Annotated in this window: 15 protein-coding genes and 1 pseudogene; 9 read left to right on the top strand and 7 right to left on the bottom strand. The window is 60.6% G+C overall.

What is annotated here, in order from left to right; translation table 11 throughout:
- Nucleotides 1-4: 4 nt before the first annotated feature.
- Complete coding sequence (locus CA833_RS20625) at nt 5-352, top strand: hypothetical protein (RefSeq protein WP_207081011.1); 348 nt, start codon at nt 5-7, stop codon at nt 350-352.
- Between the two features lie 715 nt (nt 353-1,067).
- Here CA833_RS20625 and CA833_RS20630 read toward each other — a convergent pair.
- The 6 genes and pseudogenes from CA833_RS20630 to CA833_RS20655 form a co-directional block, all read right to left on the bottom strand.
- A protein-coding gene (locus CA833_RS20630) for an IS5 family transposase (protein ID WP_103094793.1) occupies nt 1,068-1,825 on the bottom strand; the annotation gives its coding sequence in 2 pieces (ribosomal slippage) (nt 1,068-1,492 and nt 1,492-1,825; 759 coding nt in all).
- Between the two features lie 45 nt (nt 1,826-1,870).
- A pseudogene (locus CA833_RS20635) lies at nt 1,871-2,035 on the bottom strand (glutathione S-transferase N-terminal domain-containing protein); the annotation flags it as partial.
- 105 nt (nt 2,036-2,140) lie between these two features.
- Nucleotides 2,141-3,853, bottom strand: a complete 1,713-nt coding sequence (locus tag CA833_RS20640) for an acyl-CoA dehydrogenase (RefSeq protein ID WP_207081012.1) — start codon at nt 3,851-3,853, stop codon at nt 2,141-2,143.
- 30 nt (nt 3,854-3,883) lie between these two features.
- Nucleotides 3,884-5,446, bottom strand: coding sequence for a long-chain-fatty-acid--CoA ligase (locus CA833_RS20645; protein ID WP_242526569.1), 1,563 nt, complete (start codon nt 5,444-5,446; stop codon nt 3,884-3,886).
- A 39-nt stretch (nt 5,447-5,485) separates the two neighbouring features.
- A complete protein-coding gene (locus CA833_RS20650; RefSeq protein ID WP_207081013.1) occupies nt 5,486-7,786 on the bottom strand; it encodes a membrane-bound PQQ-dependent dehydrogenase, glucose/quinate/shikimate family in 2,301 nt (766 codons plus the stop codon).
- Nucleotides 7,787-7,855: 69 nt separating this feature from the next.
- Entirely contained in the window at nt 7,856-8,482 is a 627-nt protein-coding gene (locus tag CA833_RS20655; RefSeq protein ID WP_103094797.1) for a TetR family transcriptional regulator, read from the bottom strand.
- 44 nt (nt 8,483-8,526) lie between these two features.
- Between CA833_RS20655 and CA833_RS20660 the strand changes: the two genes are divergently transcribed.
- The 8 genes from CA833_RS20660 to CA833_RS20695 all read left to right on the top strand — a co-directional run bounded on the left by CA833_RS20660 (nt 8,527) and on the right by CA833_RS20695 (nt 18,411).
- Nucleotides 8,527-8,958, top strand: a complete 432-nt coding sequence (locus CA833_RS20660) for an acyl-CoA thioesterase (RefSeq protein ID WP_370584606.1) — start codon at nt 8,527-8,529, stop codon at nt 8,956-8,958.
- Complete coding sequence (locus CA833_RS20665; protein WP_103094798.1) at nt 8,955-10,454, top strand: TolC family protein; 1,500 nt, start codon at nt 8,955-8,957, stop codon at nt 10,452-10,454. Before CA833_RS20660 ends, CA833_RS20665 begins: the two co-directional genes overlap by 4 nt.
- Entirely contained in the window at nt 10,451-11,455 is a 1,005-nt protein-coding gene (locus tag CA833_RS20670) for an HlyD family secretion protein (protein ID WP_103094799.1), read from the top strand. The genes CA833_RS20665 and CA833_RS20670 overlap by 4 nt, the downstream gene beginning before the upstream one ends.
- A complete protein-coding gene (locus CA833_RS20675) occupies nt 11,452-12,585 on the top strand; it encodes an ABC transporter permease (RefSeq protein WP_103094800.1) in 1,134 nt (377 codons plus the stop codon). The genes CA833_RS20670 and CA833_RS20675 overlap by 4 nt, the downstream gene beginning before the upstream one ends.
- Complete coding sequence (locus CA833_RS20680) at nt 12,582-13,700, top strand: ABC transporter permease (protein WP_103094801.1); 1,119 nt, start codon at nt 12,582-12,584, stop codon at nt 13,698-13,700. Before CA833_RS20675 ends, CA833_RS20680 begins: the two co-directional genes overlap by 4 nt.
- 67 nt (nt 13,701-13,767) lie before the next feature.
- On the top strand, nt 13,768-14,130 hold the full coding sequence (locus CA833_RS20685) for an enoyl-CoA hydratase-related protein (RefSeq protein WP_207081014.1): 363 nt from the start codon (nt 13,768-13,770) through the stop codon (nt 14,128-14,130).
- Nucleotides 14,131-14,488: 358 nt separating this feature from the next.
- The gene (locus CA833_RS20690) at nt 14,489-16,741 is read left to right on the top strand and encodes a TonB-dependent receptor (protein ID WP_242526570.1); all 2,253 of its coding nucleotides are present in this window, start codon (nt 14,489-14,491) and stop codon (nt 16,739-16,741) included.
- A gap of 8 nt (nt 16,742-16,749) precedes the next feature.
- Nucleotides 16,750-18,411, top strand: coding sequence for a long-chain fatty acid--CoA ligase (locus CA833_RS20695; protein WP_207081015.1), 1,662 nt, complete (start codon nt 16,750-16,752; stop codon nt 18,409-18,411).
- A 42-nt stretch (nt 18,412-18,453) separates the two neighbouring features.
- Here the strand turns inward: CA833_RS20695 and CA833_RS20700 are convergent, their stop codons facing one another.
- On the bottom strand, nt 18,454-19,740 hold the full coding sequence (locus CA833_RS20700) for a TetR/AcrR family transcriptional regulator (protein WP_207081016.1): 1,287 nt from the start codon (nt 19,738-19,740) through the stop codon (nt 18,454-18,456).
- Nucleotides 19,741-19,883: the final 143 nt, after the last annotated feature.

Below are 19,883 nucleotides of genomic sequence, written 5' to 3' on the forward strand. Positions count from 1 at the left end.
TTTCATGCTCACCATCGATCCCGATTACGACCGTTTCGTCGATACCCATGAACCGCACTATTTCTCTGCGCAGGCGAGGGGTTTCACTCTTATTCGCCAGATTGAGCGCCACCTCAAACGGGCTAATTCCTACGCGGGCCAGTACTACGGTTACACCGATCACGAGACCGGCGACTTCGTGATCACCGGCGAGTGCGACGAGGAATACGAAGCGGAATGGAACCATGCTTCGGACCTCGCCCGGATAGCTGCCCGCTCCAATGCGTATCGGATCATCCGGGCGCAGGGCCGTGACGACGAGGCGGCCATGCTCATCCTTGAAGCGCACGCGTTGGTCGCCCAGCAGGGCTGATCACATACTCCGGGGACCGGGCCTGACGCCCGGTCCCCTTTTTTGCTTTCGGGGAGACCCCACCCATGAACGCCATCCCTCAAACCTCCTCGCCACGCACTACCGCGCAACTGCAGCAAGGGTGCCCCGCCCCTGCCGGTACGAGGCTGCGCAGCGCGAGCGCGCTGCGTAAGGCGGGACGCACGGCGCGAGGCCGTTTTGTAATGGACCCTACGCACGGGTGCTGCGGGCCCATTAGGCTGTAAAAACAAGGGTATATGGCCGTAATACGCGTATGCCTCAGTTCCAGCGGAGCGTCGTACGCCGACCACGGCACCGACGAGGGCGGTGCTATCCCATTGAGTTAACGTGAGATATCTTGTGGTACGCGTCCTGCGCGGATTCAGGATCTGTTCGACCGATACCTTCATCAAAAGGCCTGGACTCGCTGCTGCATGACCGAGATCATGGTGTCCTCGCTCCAGCAGGAATACCTCTCCGCCAGCATCGGAGCGCGAGGCACTTGAGCGCCAACTCGAAGCCTTGCAACGCGATATCCATCGATTGCAACTCGAGCATGAGTTCCTCATGCGTTGAGCCTCAACGGGTGAGCAGCGCCTTACCGAAACGCCATGCGAGAAGAATTTTTGGAACGCTAAGCCATTCCCATTTCTCGATCCCAAACGGGATAGCTGCGGCCGTCCCTTTGAGTGTTCCTAGGGTCAGGACTCGTTGATCACAGCCAGAAGATGACGGTGGCAGCGAGGGTAACGGCGGAGAAGAAGGCGGTCGGGCAGCGATCGTAGCGGGTGGCGACGCGGCGCCAGTCTTTGAGGCGGCCGAACATGATCTCGATGCGGCTGCGGCGCCGATAGCGGCGCTTGTCATACCTGACGGGCTCGTTGCGTGATCGCCGACCCGGGATGCATGGCTGAATGCCCTTTGCTTGGAGAGCGTCCCTGAACCAGTCGGCGTCATAGCCGCGATCGCCAAGTAGCCACTGCGCCTTGGGCATGTCGTCGAGCAGCGCTGCCGCTCCGGTGTAGTCGCTGACTTGGCCAGCGGTCATGAAGAAGCTCAAAGGCCGGCCGTTCGCGTCGGCGACGGCGTGGAGCTTGGTGTTCATGCCGCCTTTGGTGCGCCCGATCAGGCGACCAAGATCCCCTTTTTAACCCGCAGACTCAAGGCCGTGCGGTGCGCCTTCAGGTAAGTCGCGTCGATCATGACCGTCTTCGGCTCGGCACCTTTCGCCGCCAGCCCCTCCATCATGCGCGTGAACACGCCTGCCTCACCCCAGCGCTTCCACCGATTGTAGAGCGTCTTGTGCGAACCGTAGGCGGCGGGTGCATCTCGCCAGCGCAGCCCGTTCTTGTTGACGAACACGATGCCACTCAGCACCCGCCGATCATCCACGCGCGGCTTGCCGTGGCTCCTGGGGAAGAACGGCCGCAGCCGCTCCATCTGCTCATCAGTCAGCCAAAACAGATCGCTCATTCCGGTCTCCTTGCGAAGCCTGAATCAGATCGTGACGCTCACATCAATGGGTCCTGACCCTAGCGGATGTATCCGCCGCAATTCGGGCGGAGCAAGCAAGGTCTTTGGATTACGTTCGTAACGTACGATTTCGTATGGTATCTCAAGTTCTTCAAGAGCCCAAAGAATGCGCTGCGATCGGCTGTTTTCGAGATGATGAACTATAATCATTTCCGACACTCTTGATGAGCGGCTGACTTTCAAGGCAGTCGACGTACTTTGAAATTGCTGCACGTGCTGATTTAACCAGAATCAAGCGTTGTGTGCAGGGTGGGATCACGCCAGCAACAAGGCGGGATCAATCGCATAGAGCTGATCGGCTGGTGCACTGGCTGCGGCAGCAAGCCCGATAGCTTCAGGAACTATCTGGTCGAGATAGAATGCCGCGGTCGCTTTTTTGACCTGGCCAAAATCATCATCGGTCGCTGCGCTGTGCTGCTGTTCCATCAACCAGCCGCAGACCGCGACCGATAACATCGTCAGGAACGGATAGCTTGCAGCGAGCCGGTCGTCAGCATTCGCTCCGGTGAGACGGCGTCCGATATCTTCACAGTGATAGATGAGTTCCGTTAGCGGCGCCGCCTTTGCTGTTGTCCGTAAGTCCGTCAATAAGGCTTCGAAGGCCTTGCCATTGGACAGACCGAGCTTCCGTCCGACCAAGTCAGCTGCCTGTATGCCATTCGTACCCTCGTAGATGGGCGTGATTCGAGCATCACGGAACAATTGCGCAGCCCCTGTCTCCTCGACGTAGCCCATGCCTCCATGCACCTGGACCCCAATCGACGCGATTTCATTCCCGAGATCGGTGGCATGCGCCTTGGCGAGCGGCGTGAGGATCTCGAGCCGATCTTGCGCCTCCTCGTCGCCGAGCGCCGCAAGATCGACCTGCACAGCGGCATAGTAGACCAGGGCGCGTGCCGCTTGCGTCTGTGCAGACATCCGCATCAGCATGCGCCGAACGTCAGGATGATCCGCGATGCGCGCCGGCGTGCGATCAGCCGCCCCCGCGCGGGCAGACTGGACCCGTTCCAGCGCGTACGACACAGCCTTGCGCGTTGCCGCCTCACCGATTTGGACGCCTTGCAGACCGACGTTCAGGCGCGCGTTGTTCATCATCGTAAACATGGCGCGCATACCCCCATGTTCCGGGCCGATGAGTTCGCCGATGCAGTCGTCGTGATCGCCGAAGCTCAGGACACAGGTCGGTGATGCGTGCAGCCCGAGCTTATGCTCGATCGAGACAACCTTCACGTCGTTGGGCTCGGCTGGTTTCCCGGCGGCGTCGAGGCGGAACTTGGGCACGAGAAATAGGGAGATGCCACGCGTTCCGGGCGGTGCGTTCGGCGTTCGCGCAAGGACGAGATGGACGATGTTTTCGGCCATGTCATGGTCACCGAACGAGATGTAGATTTTGGTGCCCTTGATCGACCACGTCCCGTCGCCGCGAGGAAACGCCTGCGCGCGAAGCGCGCCGACATCAGATCCTGCCTGGGGCTCAGTGAGGTTCATCGTGCCCGTCCAGGCCCCGGTTGCGAGCTGCGGCAGGTATAGTGCCTGTTGATCGGCCGAACCGTGATGGACCAAGGCTTCGATTGCACCGACCGTCAGCGTCGGACAGAGCGCAAAGCCGGTATTCGCGGTTCCGAGCAGTTCGAGCACGGCGGTCTGCAGCACGAAGGGTAGTCCCTGACCGCCATGTTCGACGGGAACGCCGATGGTACCCCATCCGCCCTCCACATAGGCCTGATATGCAGAAGCATAGCCATCGGGCATCACGACGCCATCGTCAGTCCACTGCGCGCCGACCGTGTCGCCGATCCCGTTGATCGGTCCCCATACGCCGCTGGCGAATTCGCCGGCCCCTTCGAGGACGGCATCGACGACGTCATCGCTGGCATCGGCAAACCGATCGTGTTGAGCAAGGTCGCGGATGTGGGCGATCGTAACAAGGACGAACCGGATCTCAGCGGTCGCAGGTGAAGAAGTCATACTTCGGTGCTTTCTGAAACGATCGTGTGATCAGGCGGATGCTAGCGAGGCGGACGTGATCGCCGTCTCCCGCAGCGCCTTCTTGTCGACCTTGCCGACGCTCGTCCTCGGCAGGACCTCACAGAAGTAGATCGCATCCGGAATGGCGTAGCGCGAAATCGCGCCCGTCTGCGCTCGCTCGGATACCGCGTGCCGCAGCGATCCTTCCGTCACCGCCGGACCAGCGCCGCGGACGATGAAGGCGACCGGCCGCTCACCCCATCGGGCATCGGGAATTCCGACGACGGCCGCCTCTGCCACACCGGCAGCTTCCATCAGGAGGGACTCCAGTTCCAGCGAGGACACCCATTCGCCGCCGGTCTTGATGACGTCCTTGAGCCGATCGACGATCCGGACCGCGCCGTCCGCGTCGAGCTCAGCGATGTCGCCGGTGTGCAGGCGTCCGCCTTCCCACAACGCATCGGAGGCGTCCTGCAGCGAGTAGCCCTGGGTGAGCCAGGGCGCGCGGATCGTCAATTCGCCGCCACGGCTTTGGTCGACCGCGACCTCGACGAGCGGCAGTGGGAAGCCAGCGCGACAGCGGACGCCGACAGCTTCGCCCGGCTTGCTGCGCGCCAGGGTCACGACGGGTCCGGTCTCGGACATGCCGTATCCGGAGAGTGCGATGACGCCGACACCCTCCGCCTCTTCCGCCAGCGCTTCGGGAAGCGCCGAGCCGCCGATCATCATCGTCCAGGGGGCCAAATCCAGGGCATTGGCCCGAGCAACATCGATGACCATCCGGAGGATCGTCGGAACGCAATGCGAGTAGGTCACGCGCTCATCGCGCTTCAAGGCTAGGATCGTGGCCGGGTCGTAGCGTCCGGGATACACCTGCTTCATTCCCAGCATCGTTGCGACATACGGCATGCCCCAGGCATGGACGTGGAACATGGGCGTGATCGGCATGTAGACATCGTTACGCGTGACGCCCTGTCCGATCGGCTGGTTTGCTATCGTCGCAGCCGCCGCCAGGGTATGCAGGACGAGCTGACGATGGGAGAAGAAGACCTGCTTTGGGTCGCCCGTCGTGCCGGTCGTATGGAACGTCGTGGCAATCGCGTTCTCATCGAAGTCTTCGAAGACGTAACCGGGATCGCCCGTTTCGATAAGAGCTTCAAAGCCGTCCGCGGCGCTGCCGCCAAAGGTAACGGAGCGCTCAATTTGCAGCCCGGGCAAAAGCACGTCGGCGAGGGGCTTGAAATCGTCATGGTAGAGCAGCGTAGACGCGCCACTCTGCCGAAGCGTGAAGCCGATCGCAGCTGGCGCGAGGCGAACGTTGACCGTTTGCAGGATCGCGCCAAGCATGGGGATCGCAAAGTAGCATTCGAGATAACGGTGGCTGTCCCAGTCCATGACTGCGACGGTATCACCGGCCTTGACGCCAAATTGTGAGAGGGCAGATGCAAGGCGGTGGATCCGCTCGATGAACGCAGCATAACCAAACCGCCGTCCGTCGCTGACGATCTCCTGACTCGTTGTCTCTGGTTTGGGAAGCAATCGACGAATGAGGAGGGGATAGCTGTACGCCTCTGCAGCGACAGTCTCGAGCAATCTCGGCTGTGTCATAAACTCTCCTAAGTGGTACGCTTTTTATTTGGATTGGGGGATGCTGAACGCGATGACGTAGTCGCCGACGTCCTTCGAATGAGCAGCTCCGCCCACCGACACCAGTACGTATTGGCGTCCGGTCTTGGGCGAGATGTAGGTCATCGGCGTCGCACTTGAGCCGACCGGCAGTCGGTAGCGCCACACCTCTTTGCCGTCCGAGGTGTCGTAAGCGCGCAGGTAGTAATCCTGCGACCCCGCGAAGAAGAGCAGCCCCCCGGCGGTCACACTGGTGCCGGCATAGGTCGGCATGCCGATTGGCATAGGCAGATGCGACTTGATCCCCAGCGGCCCCAATTCCTCGGCAGTGCCGGCCGGCACCTGCCATGCGATCTTGCGGGTGTTGAGGTCGACCGCGGTGATTGTTCCGAACGGCGGGCGCGAACATGGAACACCGAGCTTCGTCATCCACATCTGGATGTTGACGCCATAAGGCGTGCCGAGCTGCGGCGATGGGCCGTGGCCGGTACCATCCGGATGGTTTTTCTTGGCGAATTCGGTGAATTCCGGACGGGTCATCAGGCGGACCGTCATCGGCACGCGTACGTCGTTCATGAACACCCGGTTGTTGGGGACGTCGACGGACATGCTGCCCCAGTTCAGGCCGCCGAGATTGCTCGGATGCTCGATGGACTGGGCCATGCCCGGAGGCGTGAAATCACCGCTGTAGCGCGACTGGCGGAAGGAGATGCGGCAGGCGAGCTGGTCGAACATGGTCATGCCCCACATGCGACGCTCGTTCAGCGTCTCCGCAATAACCGGCATGTCGACAGAATAGGGCTGGGTCGGCGACATCCGCTCACCCGGCATGCTGCCCGCCGACGACACGGGCTTTTCGACCACGCGGCTCAGCGGCTGCCCGGTCGCCCGGTTCAGCAGAAACAGCTGGCCGCGTTTCGTGGACAACAGAAGTGCCGGGATATTGCCGCGTAGATTGACGAGGGCAGGCTGTGCGGGAAGATCGTAGTCCCACAGGTCGTGATGCACCGTCTGGAACTTCCAGCGCTCGCGGCCGGAGGTCACGTCGAGCGCGACAAGTGTCGAATTGTACCGGTCCGCCCACGGCTTGCGCTGGACGCCGTAATAGTCGGGCGTGGCGTTGCCGAGCGGCACGTAGATCAGGCCGAGCTTGTCGTCATAGGCCGCAGTGGTCCACATGTTCGGCGTACCGCGCGTGTAGGTCTGGCCGGGGGGCGGCTCACGCGTGATTGCCGGATTGCCCAGGTCCCAGGCCCAGACGAGCTTGCCGGTTATCACGTCGAAGCCGCGGATCACGCCCGACGGTTCGCCGGTCTGCTCGTTGTCGACCACCCAGCCACCGATCACGATGATGTTGCGCGCGACGAGCGGAGCGGAGGTCTGGAAGTAGAAGCCGGGCTTTACCGGCCCCATGCCTTCGGCGAGCGACACGGTGCCGTCATTGCCGAAGCCCGGGCATAGCTTGCCCGTCCTGGCGTCGAGCGCCATCAATCGCGCGTCGATGGTGGTGGCGATGAGACGCTGCTGGCATTCGCCTGACGCTGTCGTCGACTGATAATAGCCGAGCGAACGACACCGCTGCCAGAAGGGCGCCTTGGCGTGAGGATCGAAGCGCCAGCGCGTGGCACCCGTATCGGGATCAAGCGCGAGGATGACGTTGTTGCGGGTGCAGCTGTAGAGGGTATCGCCGATCTGGAGAGGCGTGTTCTGGTCGATGCCAGGGCCCATGTCGCCGGTCCGGATCGTCCAGGCTGGCTTCAGCGTGGCGACATTGTCGCGATTGATCTTGTTGTAGGTGGCGTATCGAAGCCCAGCGGTGCTTGCGCCGTACGACGTCCAGTCCTGCGGTGCATTGTCCCCTGCGCCAGGAGAATAGTCCGCCGCTGCAACCGCGGATACGGTGGGATGCGGCACGAACGCCAACCCAAACATGGCGGCGAACGCGATCGCGCAGGCCGCAGCACCGAGCCGGAAGCCGCGACGGGCGTTGCCTGAGACGATCGATGGGAACAGTCCTAAGCCTAGTCCTACCAGCGCAATCGGTGCGAGGAGACGGGGAAATAGGTCCCAGAAGCGCAGCCCCGCCTCGAATAGTGACCAGATCACCGTGCCGGCCAATGCGAAGACAAGCACCCAGTTCGCCTGGCGGTGGTTCCGCAAGGCCAAGACGGCTGCAAGGGCGAGTGTAGCGCCGAAGATGGCGTAATATGGTGTTCCGCCCAGCGCCGCCAGCCACAGACCACCCGCCGTCAGAGCGGCGCCGATGATCAACAGAACGACTGCGTAGAGTCTCGCGATCTTCGACATTGGGGACTCCGATCCAAGAAATGTTAGTGGGGTAGGGTGCCTCTCTCGGGCAGTTGATTCGCGGTTCGGCTATCCGGTTGTTGATGCAGCGACGCGCGCCGCACGCTGTGCCGCGAGGTTTTCGGCGACCCGCTGCCGCGTGAAGACCGGCGGAAGATCAAGCGCCTGCAAAAGACCGGAGCCGATGAGGGATGCACTCAGGGCCGGCGTGACGATGCTCTCGATAATGATCGGAAGCTCGGCTTCGGTGAAGGCGGACCCATCCCTGCGGTCAGTCGCAATGTCGTGCGATAGACGGGCGAACCGTTCGAACAACGGTTGGAGTAGGGGGCTCTGCACCGCCGACAGCCACCCGATGAGCTTGCCGACCCCCGTCGTTTCGAAGCTGTCGAACACAAGGTCGACGAGATCCGCTTCACTGATCTGTCCCGCCTTCAAGGCCCAAGTGCCTGCTCGAACCTTGGTCAAAAGCTGCTCGATCAGTCCGTCGGCGACTGCCGCCTGCAGATTGGCGGCGGTGCCAAAATGGTGGGTGATGCTGCCGTGCGTCATTCCCAGCGCCGCGGCGACCGACTGAAGGGTGATCGCGCCAGGTCCATCAGCCACGAGGATCCCGCGCGCGGCACTGATCGCCTCCTCGCGCAGTTCGTCCGGCTGGCGGCGACGTCGACGGGCAGGGATCATCGCTATTGTCATCGGTGACAATATCTGCGAATGATTGATTGCTGTCAATTTATTCCATGAGGACGGATCAGATGCCCGGAGGCGGCGAGCGTCATTTCAGCGCATTCGAGGTGACCGCCTCGGACATCGATCACATGGGGCATGTGAACAACACGGTCTATCTACGGTGGATTCAGGACGCGGTGACCGCGTTTTGGGAGCAGCACGCACCGGGGGAGGCCGTGCGTTCGATCGCATGGGTCGCGCTCAAACACGAGATCAGCTATCGCAGCCCTGCGTTTCTTGACGAGCGTGTCGATGTCCAGATGCTCATCGACCGGTACGTGGGGGCCAGAGCCTATTTTGACGCTACCATAAGGCGAGGAGAGACGGTGCTCGCCGAGGTGAAAAGCGTCTGGTGCAGCGTCGATGTCTCGTCGCTTCGTCCGGTCCGGCTTGCCCGGGAAATCCGCGCTTCAATCCTTGGCGGCTCGAAGGCGACGGCATGACAAGTCCACTCGCCTGGCACGCGGTCACGATGGCCGCTCTTGTCTGCTCCTCCGGTGCCGCGATTGGCCAAAGCATTAACGATCGACAATCGCAGCCATTGAGCTTCGATGCGGCTCTCGCGCGGATCGACGATGCCTCGCCCGGCCTTTCCGGCGAGGACCATGCCGTCCGTGCAAGCGAACTGATCGCCGGGGCTACCCGTAGCTTGCGCCGTCCGGTCGTCAGCGCTTCGGCCAGCGTCATCGAGTATCAAAAGACGTTGTCCGTCGACCTCACTGGGCCGAAGGATAATGCGGCAAATGCCACAACCGACTTCCTATCGCAGCTGCCCGGCCAGTTTCCGGTCGGCTTGCAGCAGATCGTCGGGCAGGTCACACAGCGCGTCGGCGCCGCGCTGCCGACGATCTTCGGGGCAATCCCGGACACGCTGCAATATCAGACGCGTGATACGGTGTTTCGGCCCGCGGTCACCGCGGCCATGCCCCTTTACACGGGCGGAGCGATCCCGGCGATCCAGGCAGGCGCGGACGCCGCGGTCGATGTGGCGCGCGCCAGGCAGGCCGGTGGGCGCGACGTGTCCCGTGTCAGCCTTGTTCGAGGCTATTTCGGACAGCAGGTCGCTGCACAATTGACGCACTCCACGCGCGAGACGCTCGAGGGGTTCGACCGCCATCTGGCCGATGCGAAGAAGCTCGAGCAGAACGGGGTCATCCCCCATGCCCGCGTCCTCCAGGTCCAGGTCGCCCGCGATGCCGCGGAGCGCGCCTATGCGCGCGCGCAGCTAGAGGAAGCGACGGCCGCCGATGCGCTGGCGCGATTGCTGAATCAGCCGGGGGGCGTGAATGCGCTGACGCCTCTATTCGTCAATTCGGCGCCACTGCCGCCGGTCAGCGTGTTCATCGACGGCATCGATGCGACACCGCGAGCACGCGGCGCCGACGCTGCCCGCGACATCGCCCGTGCGGGCGTGGGCCTCGCGAAATCCCGTTACCGCCCCCAGGCTTTTGCGTTCGGCAGCTACAACGCCAACCGCAATAATGCGCTGCCGACCGAACCCGATTGGGTGGCCGGTATTAGTCTGCGATACACCCTGCTGTCGAATTTCGATCGTAAAAAGTCGCTCGATGCGGCGCGCGAGCAGGAGCGCGCAGCCGCCGATGCCGCAGCGCAGGCTCGCAAGGACGTGGCCAACGAAATCGTCCGTGCCTGGAATCTGGTCGAAACGGCCCGGCGGTCTTTCCTGCTGCTCGACAGCAACCTTGCCGCAGCGCGGGAAAACCTGCGGGTCCAACGGGTTTCATTCTTCGAAGGCGAAGCCCCATCCTCGGCGCTCGTCGATGCCGAGGCGACGCTGGCCTCGACGCAGACCCAACGCATCACGGCAGCCTACGAATACGACCTCGCACTCGCGGGCTTGCTCGCGACGAGCCACCGGGTTGACGATTTCACCACCTATTTGGCGCGCGCCGATCGACGTTTGGGGAATGAGAAGTGAACGAGGAAACGACCGCTTCACCAAAACGTAGCAGGCGGCCGATCGCGATCACCGCCGGGTTGATCGTCGTGATCGTCGTCGTGTTGGGTCTGTGGCTGGCGAGCCGGCCGGCGCCGGAGCAATTGCAGGGCATGGTCGATGCCGACGAGGTCAATGTTGGAACCAAGGCGCTTGCCCGCGTCGAGCATCTGATCGCGGAAGAGGGGCAGCGCGTTCAACCCGGCACGCTGCTGGCGACGCTGTCGAGCCCCGAGATCACCGGTGGGCAGGCGCAGGCGCAAGGTGCGCTCGATGCAGCACGCGCGGTTGCGTCGGAAACGAACGAGGGCGCGAGGTCGGAAGACATCGCAACCCTGCGCTCGACATGGCAGGCAGCCCAGGCGGCAGCGGATCTGGCGGCGGTCACGAGCCGCCGCACAGCCAATCTTTACGCGCAAGGGGTGGTGGCGGCCCAGCGCCGGGATGAAGCAGCGGCAGCGCGCGACAGCAGCGCCCGCAACGCCGAAGCCGCGCGTCAGCAATATCTGAAGGCGCTGGCAGGAGCGCGTCCGCAGAACAAACAGGCGGCGAACGCCCAAGTGCGTATCGCCGAAGCCGCACTGCGCACCGCGAACGCCTTAGGGCGCGAAACACAATTGTTCTCGCCGATTGCTGGTGAAGTTGCCCGCAAGCTCGTGCAGCCAGGCGAAGTCGTCAGCCCCGTCATCCCCGCCTATCAGGTCATCGACATCGATCACCCCTGGGTCGCGTTGAACCTGCGGGAGGACCGTTATCATGGTCTCGGGATCGGCTCGGTGCTGCACGGTCACATACCCGCGCTGCAGCGCGATGCCGACTTCAAGGTCTATTTGGTTGCGCCGCGCGGCGACTTCGCCACCTGGCGCGCCACGCGCGAAGCATCGGGCTATGACGTGCGAACCTTCGAGATCCGGCTGCATCCGGTCAGCTCGATCGAAAAGCTGCGCCCGGGAATGAGCGTCCTGTTCGACTGGCCACAATGAGCGCCTTTCGCCGGGCTTGGACGCGCGAGGTGCATTATCTACGTCACGATCGCTGGGATCTTGCAGGCATCACATTGCTTCCCGGATTCCTCATCTTCATCGTTGCTGCCCTGTTTTGGCAGGGGCCGCTGCGCCAAGTGCCGCTGGGGATCGTGGATGGTGACGGAAGTACCGCCAGCCGAGCGGTCGTCCGCGCGCTCGATGCCTCGCCACTCATTCGGTTCGGAGGCTATTATCCGGGCGAGGTCGAGGCCGTGCGTGCAGTCCGCTCCGGCAAGATCCTGGGGTTTGCGCATATCCCGGCGGGACTCGGCGAAAGCGTGGCCCGGCACCGGGAGCCGGTCGTTCGCATCCTCTACAACGGAAGCTTCCTGACCGCCGGGGGTCAGGTCGCCCGTGCGGCTGAGGAGGCCGTGACCGAAGCGCTCCCGGAGATCGCGGCCAATCAGCTGCCCAATCATGCGGTACCGAGGAGCCGCGTCCGGCGTCTCGCCGTCGAGGCGACACCGCTGGGCAATGCGCCATCGAGCTTCGAATGGTTCCTGGGGCTGCTGATCTTCCCGGCGGTTCTGCATCTGATCGCGGCCTGCGTTTGCGCCATGGCGATCGGCCGCGAACTTAAGGGCAAGTCTTTGTCTGAGTGGGCGAGGGCAAGCGGCGGGGTGGCTCCAGCGATGGCCGGCAAGATGCTGCCTTACGTCCTCGCCATCAGCGGTTGGGGACTCGTCTGGCTCCTCTACCTGACCCTTGCGCGCGGTTGGCGTATCGAGGGAAGTATCGTTTTGATCGCCTCCGGTCAGACGCTGTTCTACGCTGCGACGGCTGCCGTCGCGGCGCTCCTCGTGGCGGTGACGCGCGAGACGGCCACGGCGCTGTCGGCCAGCGCCGTCTATGCCGGATCGGCCCTGGCTTATTCAGGTGCAACGCTGCCGCTGAACGGCGGGAACGCATTCGCCCGCACCTGGAGCAACGTGCTGCCGCTCACCCATTATATCGCGCTTCAGATGGGGCAGGTCAGTGGTCAGGCGATTACCGCAGCCGTCGCGCCGATGGCCTCGCTGATGGCCTACATCGTCATCGCGGGCGGCGGGGCATTGGCCTTCATCATGGCAAAGGCACGGCGGGCATGACCTTCGATAGGGCCTTCCTCTCGACGTGGCACACCATCCTCACGTCGAAGACGCTGCTTAGCACGATGCTGCTCGCGGTCGTCCTTTATTCCTTTTATTACCCCGCGCCTTATTCCCATGAGGCGCCGAGGAAGCTGCCCGTGGTCGTGGTCGATCAGGATGACAGCGCACTCAGCCGATCAATGATCCTAGACCTGGACGCCACTCGTTCCATCGGTGTCGTGAACGTCGTCGGGAACCTCGCTATTGCCAGGTCGGACATGCGCGAGGGCAAGGCCGATGGGGTCATCCTGATCTCCGACGGCCTGGAGCGCCAGCTGCGTGCGGGAACGCCCGGCTCCGGGATCGCCGTTTGGGTCAATGCGACCTATCTGCTGCGCGCGAGCACGATCGGTGAGGCGGTGACGGCGGTCATACAGAATATCGCGAAGACCCGTTTGCTGCCGGGCGGGCAGGTCAGTCGCGGCGGTCCGCCGGTCACGGTCGTCAAAGAACCGCTATTCAATCGAACGGGAGGCTACAAAGGCTACGTCTTTCCATCCGTAGCGGTTATCATCATCCAGCAAACGCTCCTCTTCGGTGTCGCGACCTTCATGGGTGCGCGTCGCCGAACGGGAACGTGGCGGATGGGGGCGGCGGAGTTCGGCGGTACCCTGGTGGCCTTCTCGTCGGTCGGCATTCTGGGATGCTATTTTTTGTTCGGCCTGATCTTCTGGCTCCAAGGGGTTCCTGTCGATGGCAACGTCCTCGGCATGGTCGGGGTCGTGCCGATCTTCGCCGCAGCGGTCGCTGCGCTGGGAATGTTGGTGGGCAGTGTATTCGATCGGGGAGAGCGGGCGACCTACATGCTCGGTCCAACGTCAGTACCCTTCTTCTTCCTCACCGGCGCGACCTATCCGCTCGATCAGATGCCGCGCTTCGTATCGGCATTTTCCCACCTGATACCCTCGACATCGGGGGTGCATACCTTCGTCCCTCTTAATCAAATGCGTGCCACACTCGGCGACGTCGCTTCGCCGCTGTTGATGCTGGTGACGCTGGCCATCGGCTATTCCGCGCTCGCGTATCTCCGCATCGTCGTCTTCGCGCCGCGCTCGGTAAGAGTGCACGCCTGACAAAACGCAAGGCAGACATTCTAAAGAACCGGCGCTGCGGCGCCAGGACCTACACGAGGAGCGATGCGTGACGGACCATATAAAGGTGAACAGGACGGGCGGTATTCTGACGCTCATCATGAACCGTCCCGACAAGAAGAATGCGCTGACCGACGCCATGTACGGCGTGCTTGCCGATCAGATCGAGGCGGCTCGCAACGACCCGGCCATCCGGGTTGTCGTCTTACGTGGAGAGGGCGATATGTTCACCGCCGGCAACGATGTCATGGAATTCGCATCGAGCAAGCCAGGCGGCCTGACCAATGTCCTCCGCTTCATTCAGGCGATCGCCGAGACGGACAAGCCGCTGATTGCCGCTGTGCAGGGACGGGCGGTTGGCGTCGGCACGACCATGGTCATGCGCCGCTGCTTGACGAACCTGAGGCATTAGAAATCATCCAGGATTTCCTTGGCAGATTTGCGCCATCGGTTGACGAAGGAAGCTAGCTCGCCTCGTGTCAGATGTCATTCATTCAGTTGAACTGCCAGCTTTCGTGTTTCTTGCGGATTAACGGCGACTGATTGCTCTTCGTCACTGCAGGACGCCTTTTTCCGGCACCAAAGCCCTCGCTCTTGCCCGAAGCCGTCTCCAAGCCCTCGCGCAATATTATTCCATCAGCACCGACGAGGCCGATCCTCAATTTTTTTGGGGTTCTTGTCCGAATAATAGCGTTTTTACTCGGAATTGGAACATCCTATTTCTACTGCAGACGAGGAAATCCTCGCAATCCTAACAGGGAGAGGAAATCATGAAAAAGATGCTATATTCCGGCCTATCAGGCTTCGGCTTGGCAGTAAGTCTTTGTGCAGCACCTGCATTTGCTCAGGAAGATGCTCAGGTCGCGGGGCGCAGTCGCGACACCGATGCCTTGCTCGGCGAAATCGTTGTGACGGCAACAAAGCAGGCCGGGGGGACCAACGCCCAGAGAGCACCTGTGGCGATCTCGGCCTTTGGTGAAGATCAGCTCCGTGCGATGCAGATCAAGGATATTTCCCAGATCGCCTTCAAGGCCCCCAATGTTTCGATGGATGACGTCGGAACCACGAAGGGTGTTGCGAACTTCAGCATCCGCGGCCTCGGCGTAAATTCCTCGATTCCCTCCATCGATCCGGCCGTGGGCACCTTCGTGGACGGTATCTATCAGGGCATCAATGGCGGTGTCGTCTTCGACGCCTTTGACCTCAAATCGGTCGAAGTGCTCCGTGGCCCCCAGGGAGTCCTCTTCGGTCGAAATGTCACGGGCGGTGCAGTTCTCGTCAACACTACGGATCCCTCCGACACACTGAAATATGATTTCAAGGCCTCTGCCACGTCGGGCCTGCGAGGGACCGGCGGCAGCTATACCGTTTCCGGCGTGGTGCGTGGACCGTTGGTAAAAGATGTGTTGTCGGCCAAATTGGGTGTTTACTATAACAAGGATGATGGCTGGTTCGAGCGTACTGTCGGCGCGCGCAAGGAGGATTTTGGCGAGTCCCGCACCTGGCTGTTGAGAGGCGGCCTCAAGTTCACGCCCTCGAGCGATCTGTCGGTGCTGGTCAAATATGAGCATGGTGACTCGCACGGCGACGGGCCGGCAGGCCAATCCCACACGAACGGGGATGGGGTTCCGGGAGCATGGGGCAATTTCAGCCGCGATAGCTTCGGCTTCTCGATTGACGAACCCGGCTTCTATGATTCCAAATGGGATCAGGTGAGCGGCGAGATCAATCTTGATGTTGGTCCCGGCACCATCACGAACATCGCCGGTTATCGCCGCTACAAGCAAGAGGCTCTGTCCGATATCGATTCAAGTCCGAGGGATCTTTTCCACGCAAATATCGACGTTAAGCAGCACCAATTTTCGGATGAGCTACGTTTCAACGGAGATGTTACAGACGATATCGAACTCACGACCGGATTTTTTTACTTCACTCAGAAGATTTATTATAACGAGCATCGCCGGCTCCTTGGAGGCGCCCGTCATCAATATGGTGGGGGGTATCAGGACCAGGAGACATTTGGTCTGTTCGCTAATGTGGATTTCAAGCTCACAGATGCTCTTACGATCAGCCCCGGTTTGCGTTGGTCCCATGAACGAAAGGACGACAAGATCGCTTCGCTTTCAGCGAATGTAAACAAGCCCTGCGACATCATCGATGGTACCTGCCCTTACGACTTTACGGGCAAGGTTTCGAAGGGCAGTTGGTCCCCTCGCTTGGGTATCCAGTATGAAATTTCGCCGACCGTTAGAAGCTATGCCAACTATGCGCGGGCATATCGTGCCGGCGGCTTCAACTTTCGCAACACCGCAACCGATCTGGCGAATTTTGGCCCTGGGCCCTTCCGCGACGAAAAAGTCGATTCCTGGGAACTGGGTTTCAAGACGGAGCCGTTCGGCCGTGCGCGCTTCAATGTGGCGGCATTCTATATGAAAATTGCCGACATGCAGCGCGAGGTGAATTTGTCGGATCCTGTTTCGGGCGTGGTGCAGGTGATCAAAAATACGGCTGATGCGAGAATCATGGGTATCGAAGCCGACGCGACGATCCCACTTGCGGAGGGTGTTGTTCTTGAGGGATCTGCCGGCTACACGGACGGAAAATATACTAATGTCATTTTCGATCTCAACGGCGACGGTCTCGTAAACGGGGCGGACAAGGATCTCGATATCCCACGTCTCGCTCCTTTCACGGCAAATATCGGCCTTTCTGTGGAAAGAGATCTGCCAGCAGTTGGGACGACAACGCTCCGGGTGGGGTATTCGCATCGCGACAGCTCGGCTTATACCGATAACAATCGCGGTCAACTCAATGCTGCCGACCGGATCGATGCGAGCTTGGCCTTCCACGTTCTCGATGACAGGGGGACCATTACAATATTCGGTCAAAACCTCACAAACGACGTGCAGATCGGCGGGGATACCCAGTTGCCGGCACGGCTCGGACCTGTCCCCCTGGGTGGCACATTCTCGCCGCTCTCAAAAGGGCGCGTGTTTGGTGTTGAGCTTCGCTTCTCGAACTAAGTGACAGGATGGAATCTTGGGCCGGCATTTTGCCGGCCCATGCCAATTTAAAATCAGACTCAGGATGGTTGAAAATGCCCCCTCAAATCGGAACCGGCAATCTTGCCGTCTACATCAGGGACTGCTGCACGGAATTTTCCGGGCGCGTGGCGTTCGTTGAGGGGGATCGCGAACTTAGCTATGAAGCCCTGTGGTTGAAAGCCGGAGCGCTCGCGGGTTTCTTGCGCCAGCAATGCTCAGTAAACCGGGGCGACCGGGTCGCCGTTATGCTGCCTAACATCATGGCTTTTCCGATCGCCGTTGCGGGGATCGTGCGTGCGGGCGCAGTCCAGGTGAATATCAATCCCTATTATACCGCGCATGAGTTGAAGCATCTGCTAAATGATTCCGAGGCCGACGTTATCATCACAACGTCGCTTTCCCTGCCTGCGATCAGAGGGGCCGATGTCCGTTCGATACGATCGGTCATCTTGGTCGACAATTTGCATGAAGAAGACTTGCTCTCTCTACCAGCTATCTGGCAGGTCGCCGATTTCGAAGATGCCCTCGGCTCCAAGTTCCCGGCGCCGGATATCGTCGATCATCTGGGGAAGGAGGATTTGGCGTTCCTTCAATATACGGGAGGGACAACTGGGCTGCCCAAAGGAGCGATGCTTAGCCACGGCAACATCATGGCGAATGTTCGGCAGTTTCAAGCGATTTGGGGTGAGGAGGATAACGTCAGGCAGATCAACGTCCTGACAGCCATTCCACTTTACCATATATTTGCGCTGACCGTGAACATGATGTGCATGCTTTCGCTCGGAGCGAAGAATGTCCTCATTCCCAATCCGCGCGATCTGAGGGAGATCTCTGCGCTCTGGCAACGTCACAAGATCAACTTTGTGACTGGGGTAAACACGTTGTTCAAGGCGCTTGCTGCGGAGCCATCCTTTGCGGAGTTGGACTTTGACCCCAAGCTGCTGGCGATGGGCGGCGGCGCGCCGGTGCAGGAGGTGGTCTCCTCACGTTGGAAGGCATTGACCGGCAGGCATATTCGAGAAGGCTATGGCCTCTCCGAGACATCGCCTATTCTGACTTGCACACCGTTTGCCGAGGAACGGTTTCTCGGGAGCATTGGCGAGGTGGTCCCGGGGACCGAACTGGCTATCCGCGACGAGAATGGCGCCGATGTTCCAAGGGGAGAGGTTGGGGAGCTTTGCGCGCGCGGTCCCCAGGTGATGCAGGGCTATTGGCGACAACCGGCGGCGACATTGCAAGTCATGACGAGCGATGGCTATTTCCGAACTGGAGACCTTGCGCGGCAAGATGAAAACGGCCGCTACTATATTGTCGACCGACAGAAGGACATGATTCTCGTGTCCGGCTTCAATGTCTACCCCAATGAGGTGGAAGTTACCGTCTCGCAACTGGCTGATGTGGTCGAGTGCGCTTGTGTCGGCGTTCCGGACCAAACCACCGGGGAAGCTGTTGTGCTGTTTGTTGTGGGCAGGACGCAAAACTTTGATGTGCAGCGCATTCGTGTGCATTGCCGAGAAAATATGGCGGCCTATAAGGTGCCACGTCATATCCATATGATCGAGGAAATGCCCAAATCGAGCGTTGGGAAGATCTTGCGACGCGAACTTCGCGAGCGGTTGATCCATGGGAAAGTTATGGAAGAAAGCTAAGTTGAATAAGTTGGATGCTGCTGAAAGCGGATTCGGTTTTGGCTAAGATCGAGTGCGATTGGCGTCAGGATCCCAGAAACTCTCGAAGCATAGCTTGTGGAAATCCTCGGTAAACTCTCTCCGAATAGAGGCTAGGTCCATTGTCTTGGAGCCTGTCGAAAGAATTCTCACAAGTTTGCCGACGAACAATGCAAAGCCAAGTATGCCGGTAACGGGGGGCAAGCTTCGCTTCGCCGCAAGTTCAAAGACAGTCTGCCAACCGCGATAGATACCGCGAACGAAGCCCCAGATAGTTTGCCGGAGCTCTGGTCGCCGCGAGGCTTCGATCCAGGTCGAAAAAAACGCGAGGTTGAGCGCTGAAAATTCAGTGGCTTCGCGGATGAAAATGGTCGTCGTCACTTCGACCAGATTTTCGAAGGTCACAGCTTGACGATCTAGGCTTTGCATCACCCCGCGGTAACGCTGCTTGGAATTCTCCACGAGAAGCATGCCCGCCGAAGCAAGCAGTGCATCTGTTGTCCGGAAATGATATGCGGGCGCCGTTGCTGTCAGGCCGGCTTTCTCCGCGACTGTTCTGAAGCTGACCTCTGCCGCGCCTTCTGATATCAGAAGGTCGATTGCAGCTCCGAGGATCAGATTACGGGTACGCTGCGCCTTGTTCGTCGCCGCTGGAGGCTTCGAGGGAGCGGAACATGTCGAGGGGGGCCAAAGGTCCGTGGGTTGGCCTTCGTGGTTCAGGACCTGGTCGACTTGCTCCTGATCCAGTCGCAGTGCCGTGACAAAAAACAGCAGTCCCATGACCAGATCGATCCCGGAACGAGCTATGCGGTGAGGATTGGGCTCTCCAGTAGCCTCAGCGATGTCAGACCATAATTTTGAAATGCTGACGTTCCAGGCTTGGGCGAGAGAAAGGCTTTCCTCATGGCGCACGGCGTCGAGGGCGATTTCCGCCCAGGCAAGCGTGAGCGTCCGATCTCTGTCTGTTGCATTTCCAACGAGCCGATAGGCGAAGTCACGAAAGCTGGGGGGCGCGCCCGATCTAAAGCGGGATGCTGCGCGTGCGAATGCGTCTGTATAGCGTTCCAGGATCGCTGAGGATGCGGCGGCCACGAGGCCAAATTTGCTGGGATAATAATAGTTGACAAGCGCAAGGCTAACTTTGGCACGCGAGGCAACCTGGCGGTAGCTAAGACCGGCGAGGCCCCTGTCAGCCATGACCGTCACAGTTGCGCGAATGATGCGGGCGCGCGCGTCGCGATCAGATTCATCGGCGCCGGATACCACGCGCTCGCCAAGGGCGGAGACTTGTCTGGCCTTGTTGTAATTCATTCTCTCTCTCCTAGCACGGCGGTTCGATTGAGCAACACAACCCACAGCATATCGATTTGCCTTGACGTGAAACTGCATATCTGATTTTTGAGTGATCGTACAGGATGAGAGCCAAGGCAGTTTTCTGCGTGATTCTTTTGCAA

The organism is Novosphingobium sp. KA1, assembly GCF_017309955.1.
Classification (GTDB): domain Bacteria; phylum Pseudomonadota; class Alphaproteobacteria; order Sphingomonadales; family Sphingomonadaceae; genus Novosphingobium.

Coding starts and splice junctions, on each gene's coding strand:
- CA833_RS20640 (WP_207081012.1), bottom strand. CDS start 3,853: ATGACTTCTTCACCTGCGACCGCTGAGATCCGGTTCGTCCTTGTTACG.
- CA833_RS20675 (WP_103094800.1), top strand. CDS start 11,452: ATGAGCGCCTTTCGCCGGGCTTGGACGCGCGAGGTGCATTATCTACGT.
- CA833_RS20625 (WP_207081011.1), top strand. CDS start 5: ATGCTCACCATCGATCCCGATTACGACCGTTTCGTCGATACCCATGAA.
- CA833_RS20690 (WP_242526570.1), top strand. CDS start 14,489: ATGAAAAAGATGCTATATTCCGGCCTATCAGGCTTCGGCTTGGCAGTA.
- CA833_RS20695 (WP_207081015.1), top strand. CDS start 16,750: ATGGAATCTTGGGCCGGCATTTTGCCGGCCCATGCCAATTTAAAATCA.
- CA833_RS20655 (WP_103094797.1), bottom strand. CDS start 8,482: ATGACAATAGCGATGATCCCTGCCCGTCGACGTCGCCGCCAGCCGGAC.
- CA833_RS20650 (WP_207081013.1), bottom strand. CDS start 7,786: ATGTCGAAGATCGCGAGACTCTACGCAGTCGTTCTGTTGATCATCGGC.
- CA833_RS20680 (WP_103094801.1), top strand. CDS start 12,582: ATGACCTTCGATAGGGCCTTCCTCTCGACGTGGCACACCATCCTCACG.
- CA833_RS20665 (WP_103094798.1), top strand. CDS start 8,955: ATGACAAGTCCACTCGCCTGGCACGCGGTCACGATGGCCGCTCTTGTC.
- CA833_RS20700 (WP_207081016.1), bottom strand. CDS start 19,740: ATGAATTACAACAAGGCCAGACAAGTCTCCGCCCTTGGCGAGCGCGTG.
- CA833_RS20660 (WP_370584606.1), top strand. CDS start 8,527: ATGAGGACGGATCAGATGCCCGGAGGCGGCGAGCGTCATTTCAGCGCA.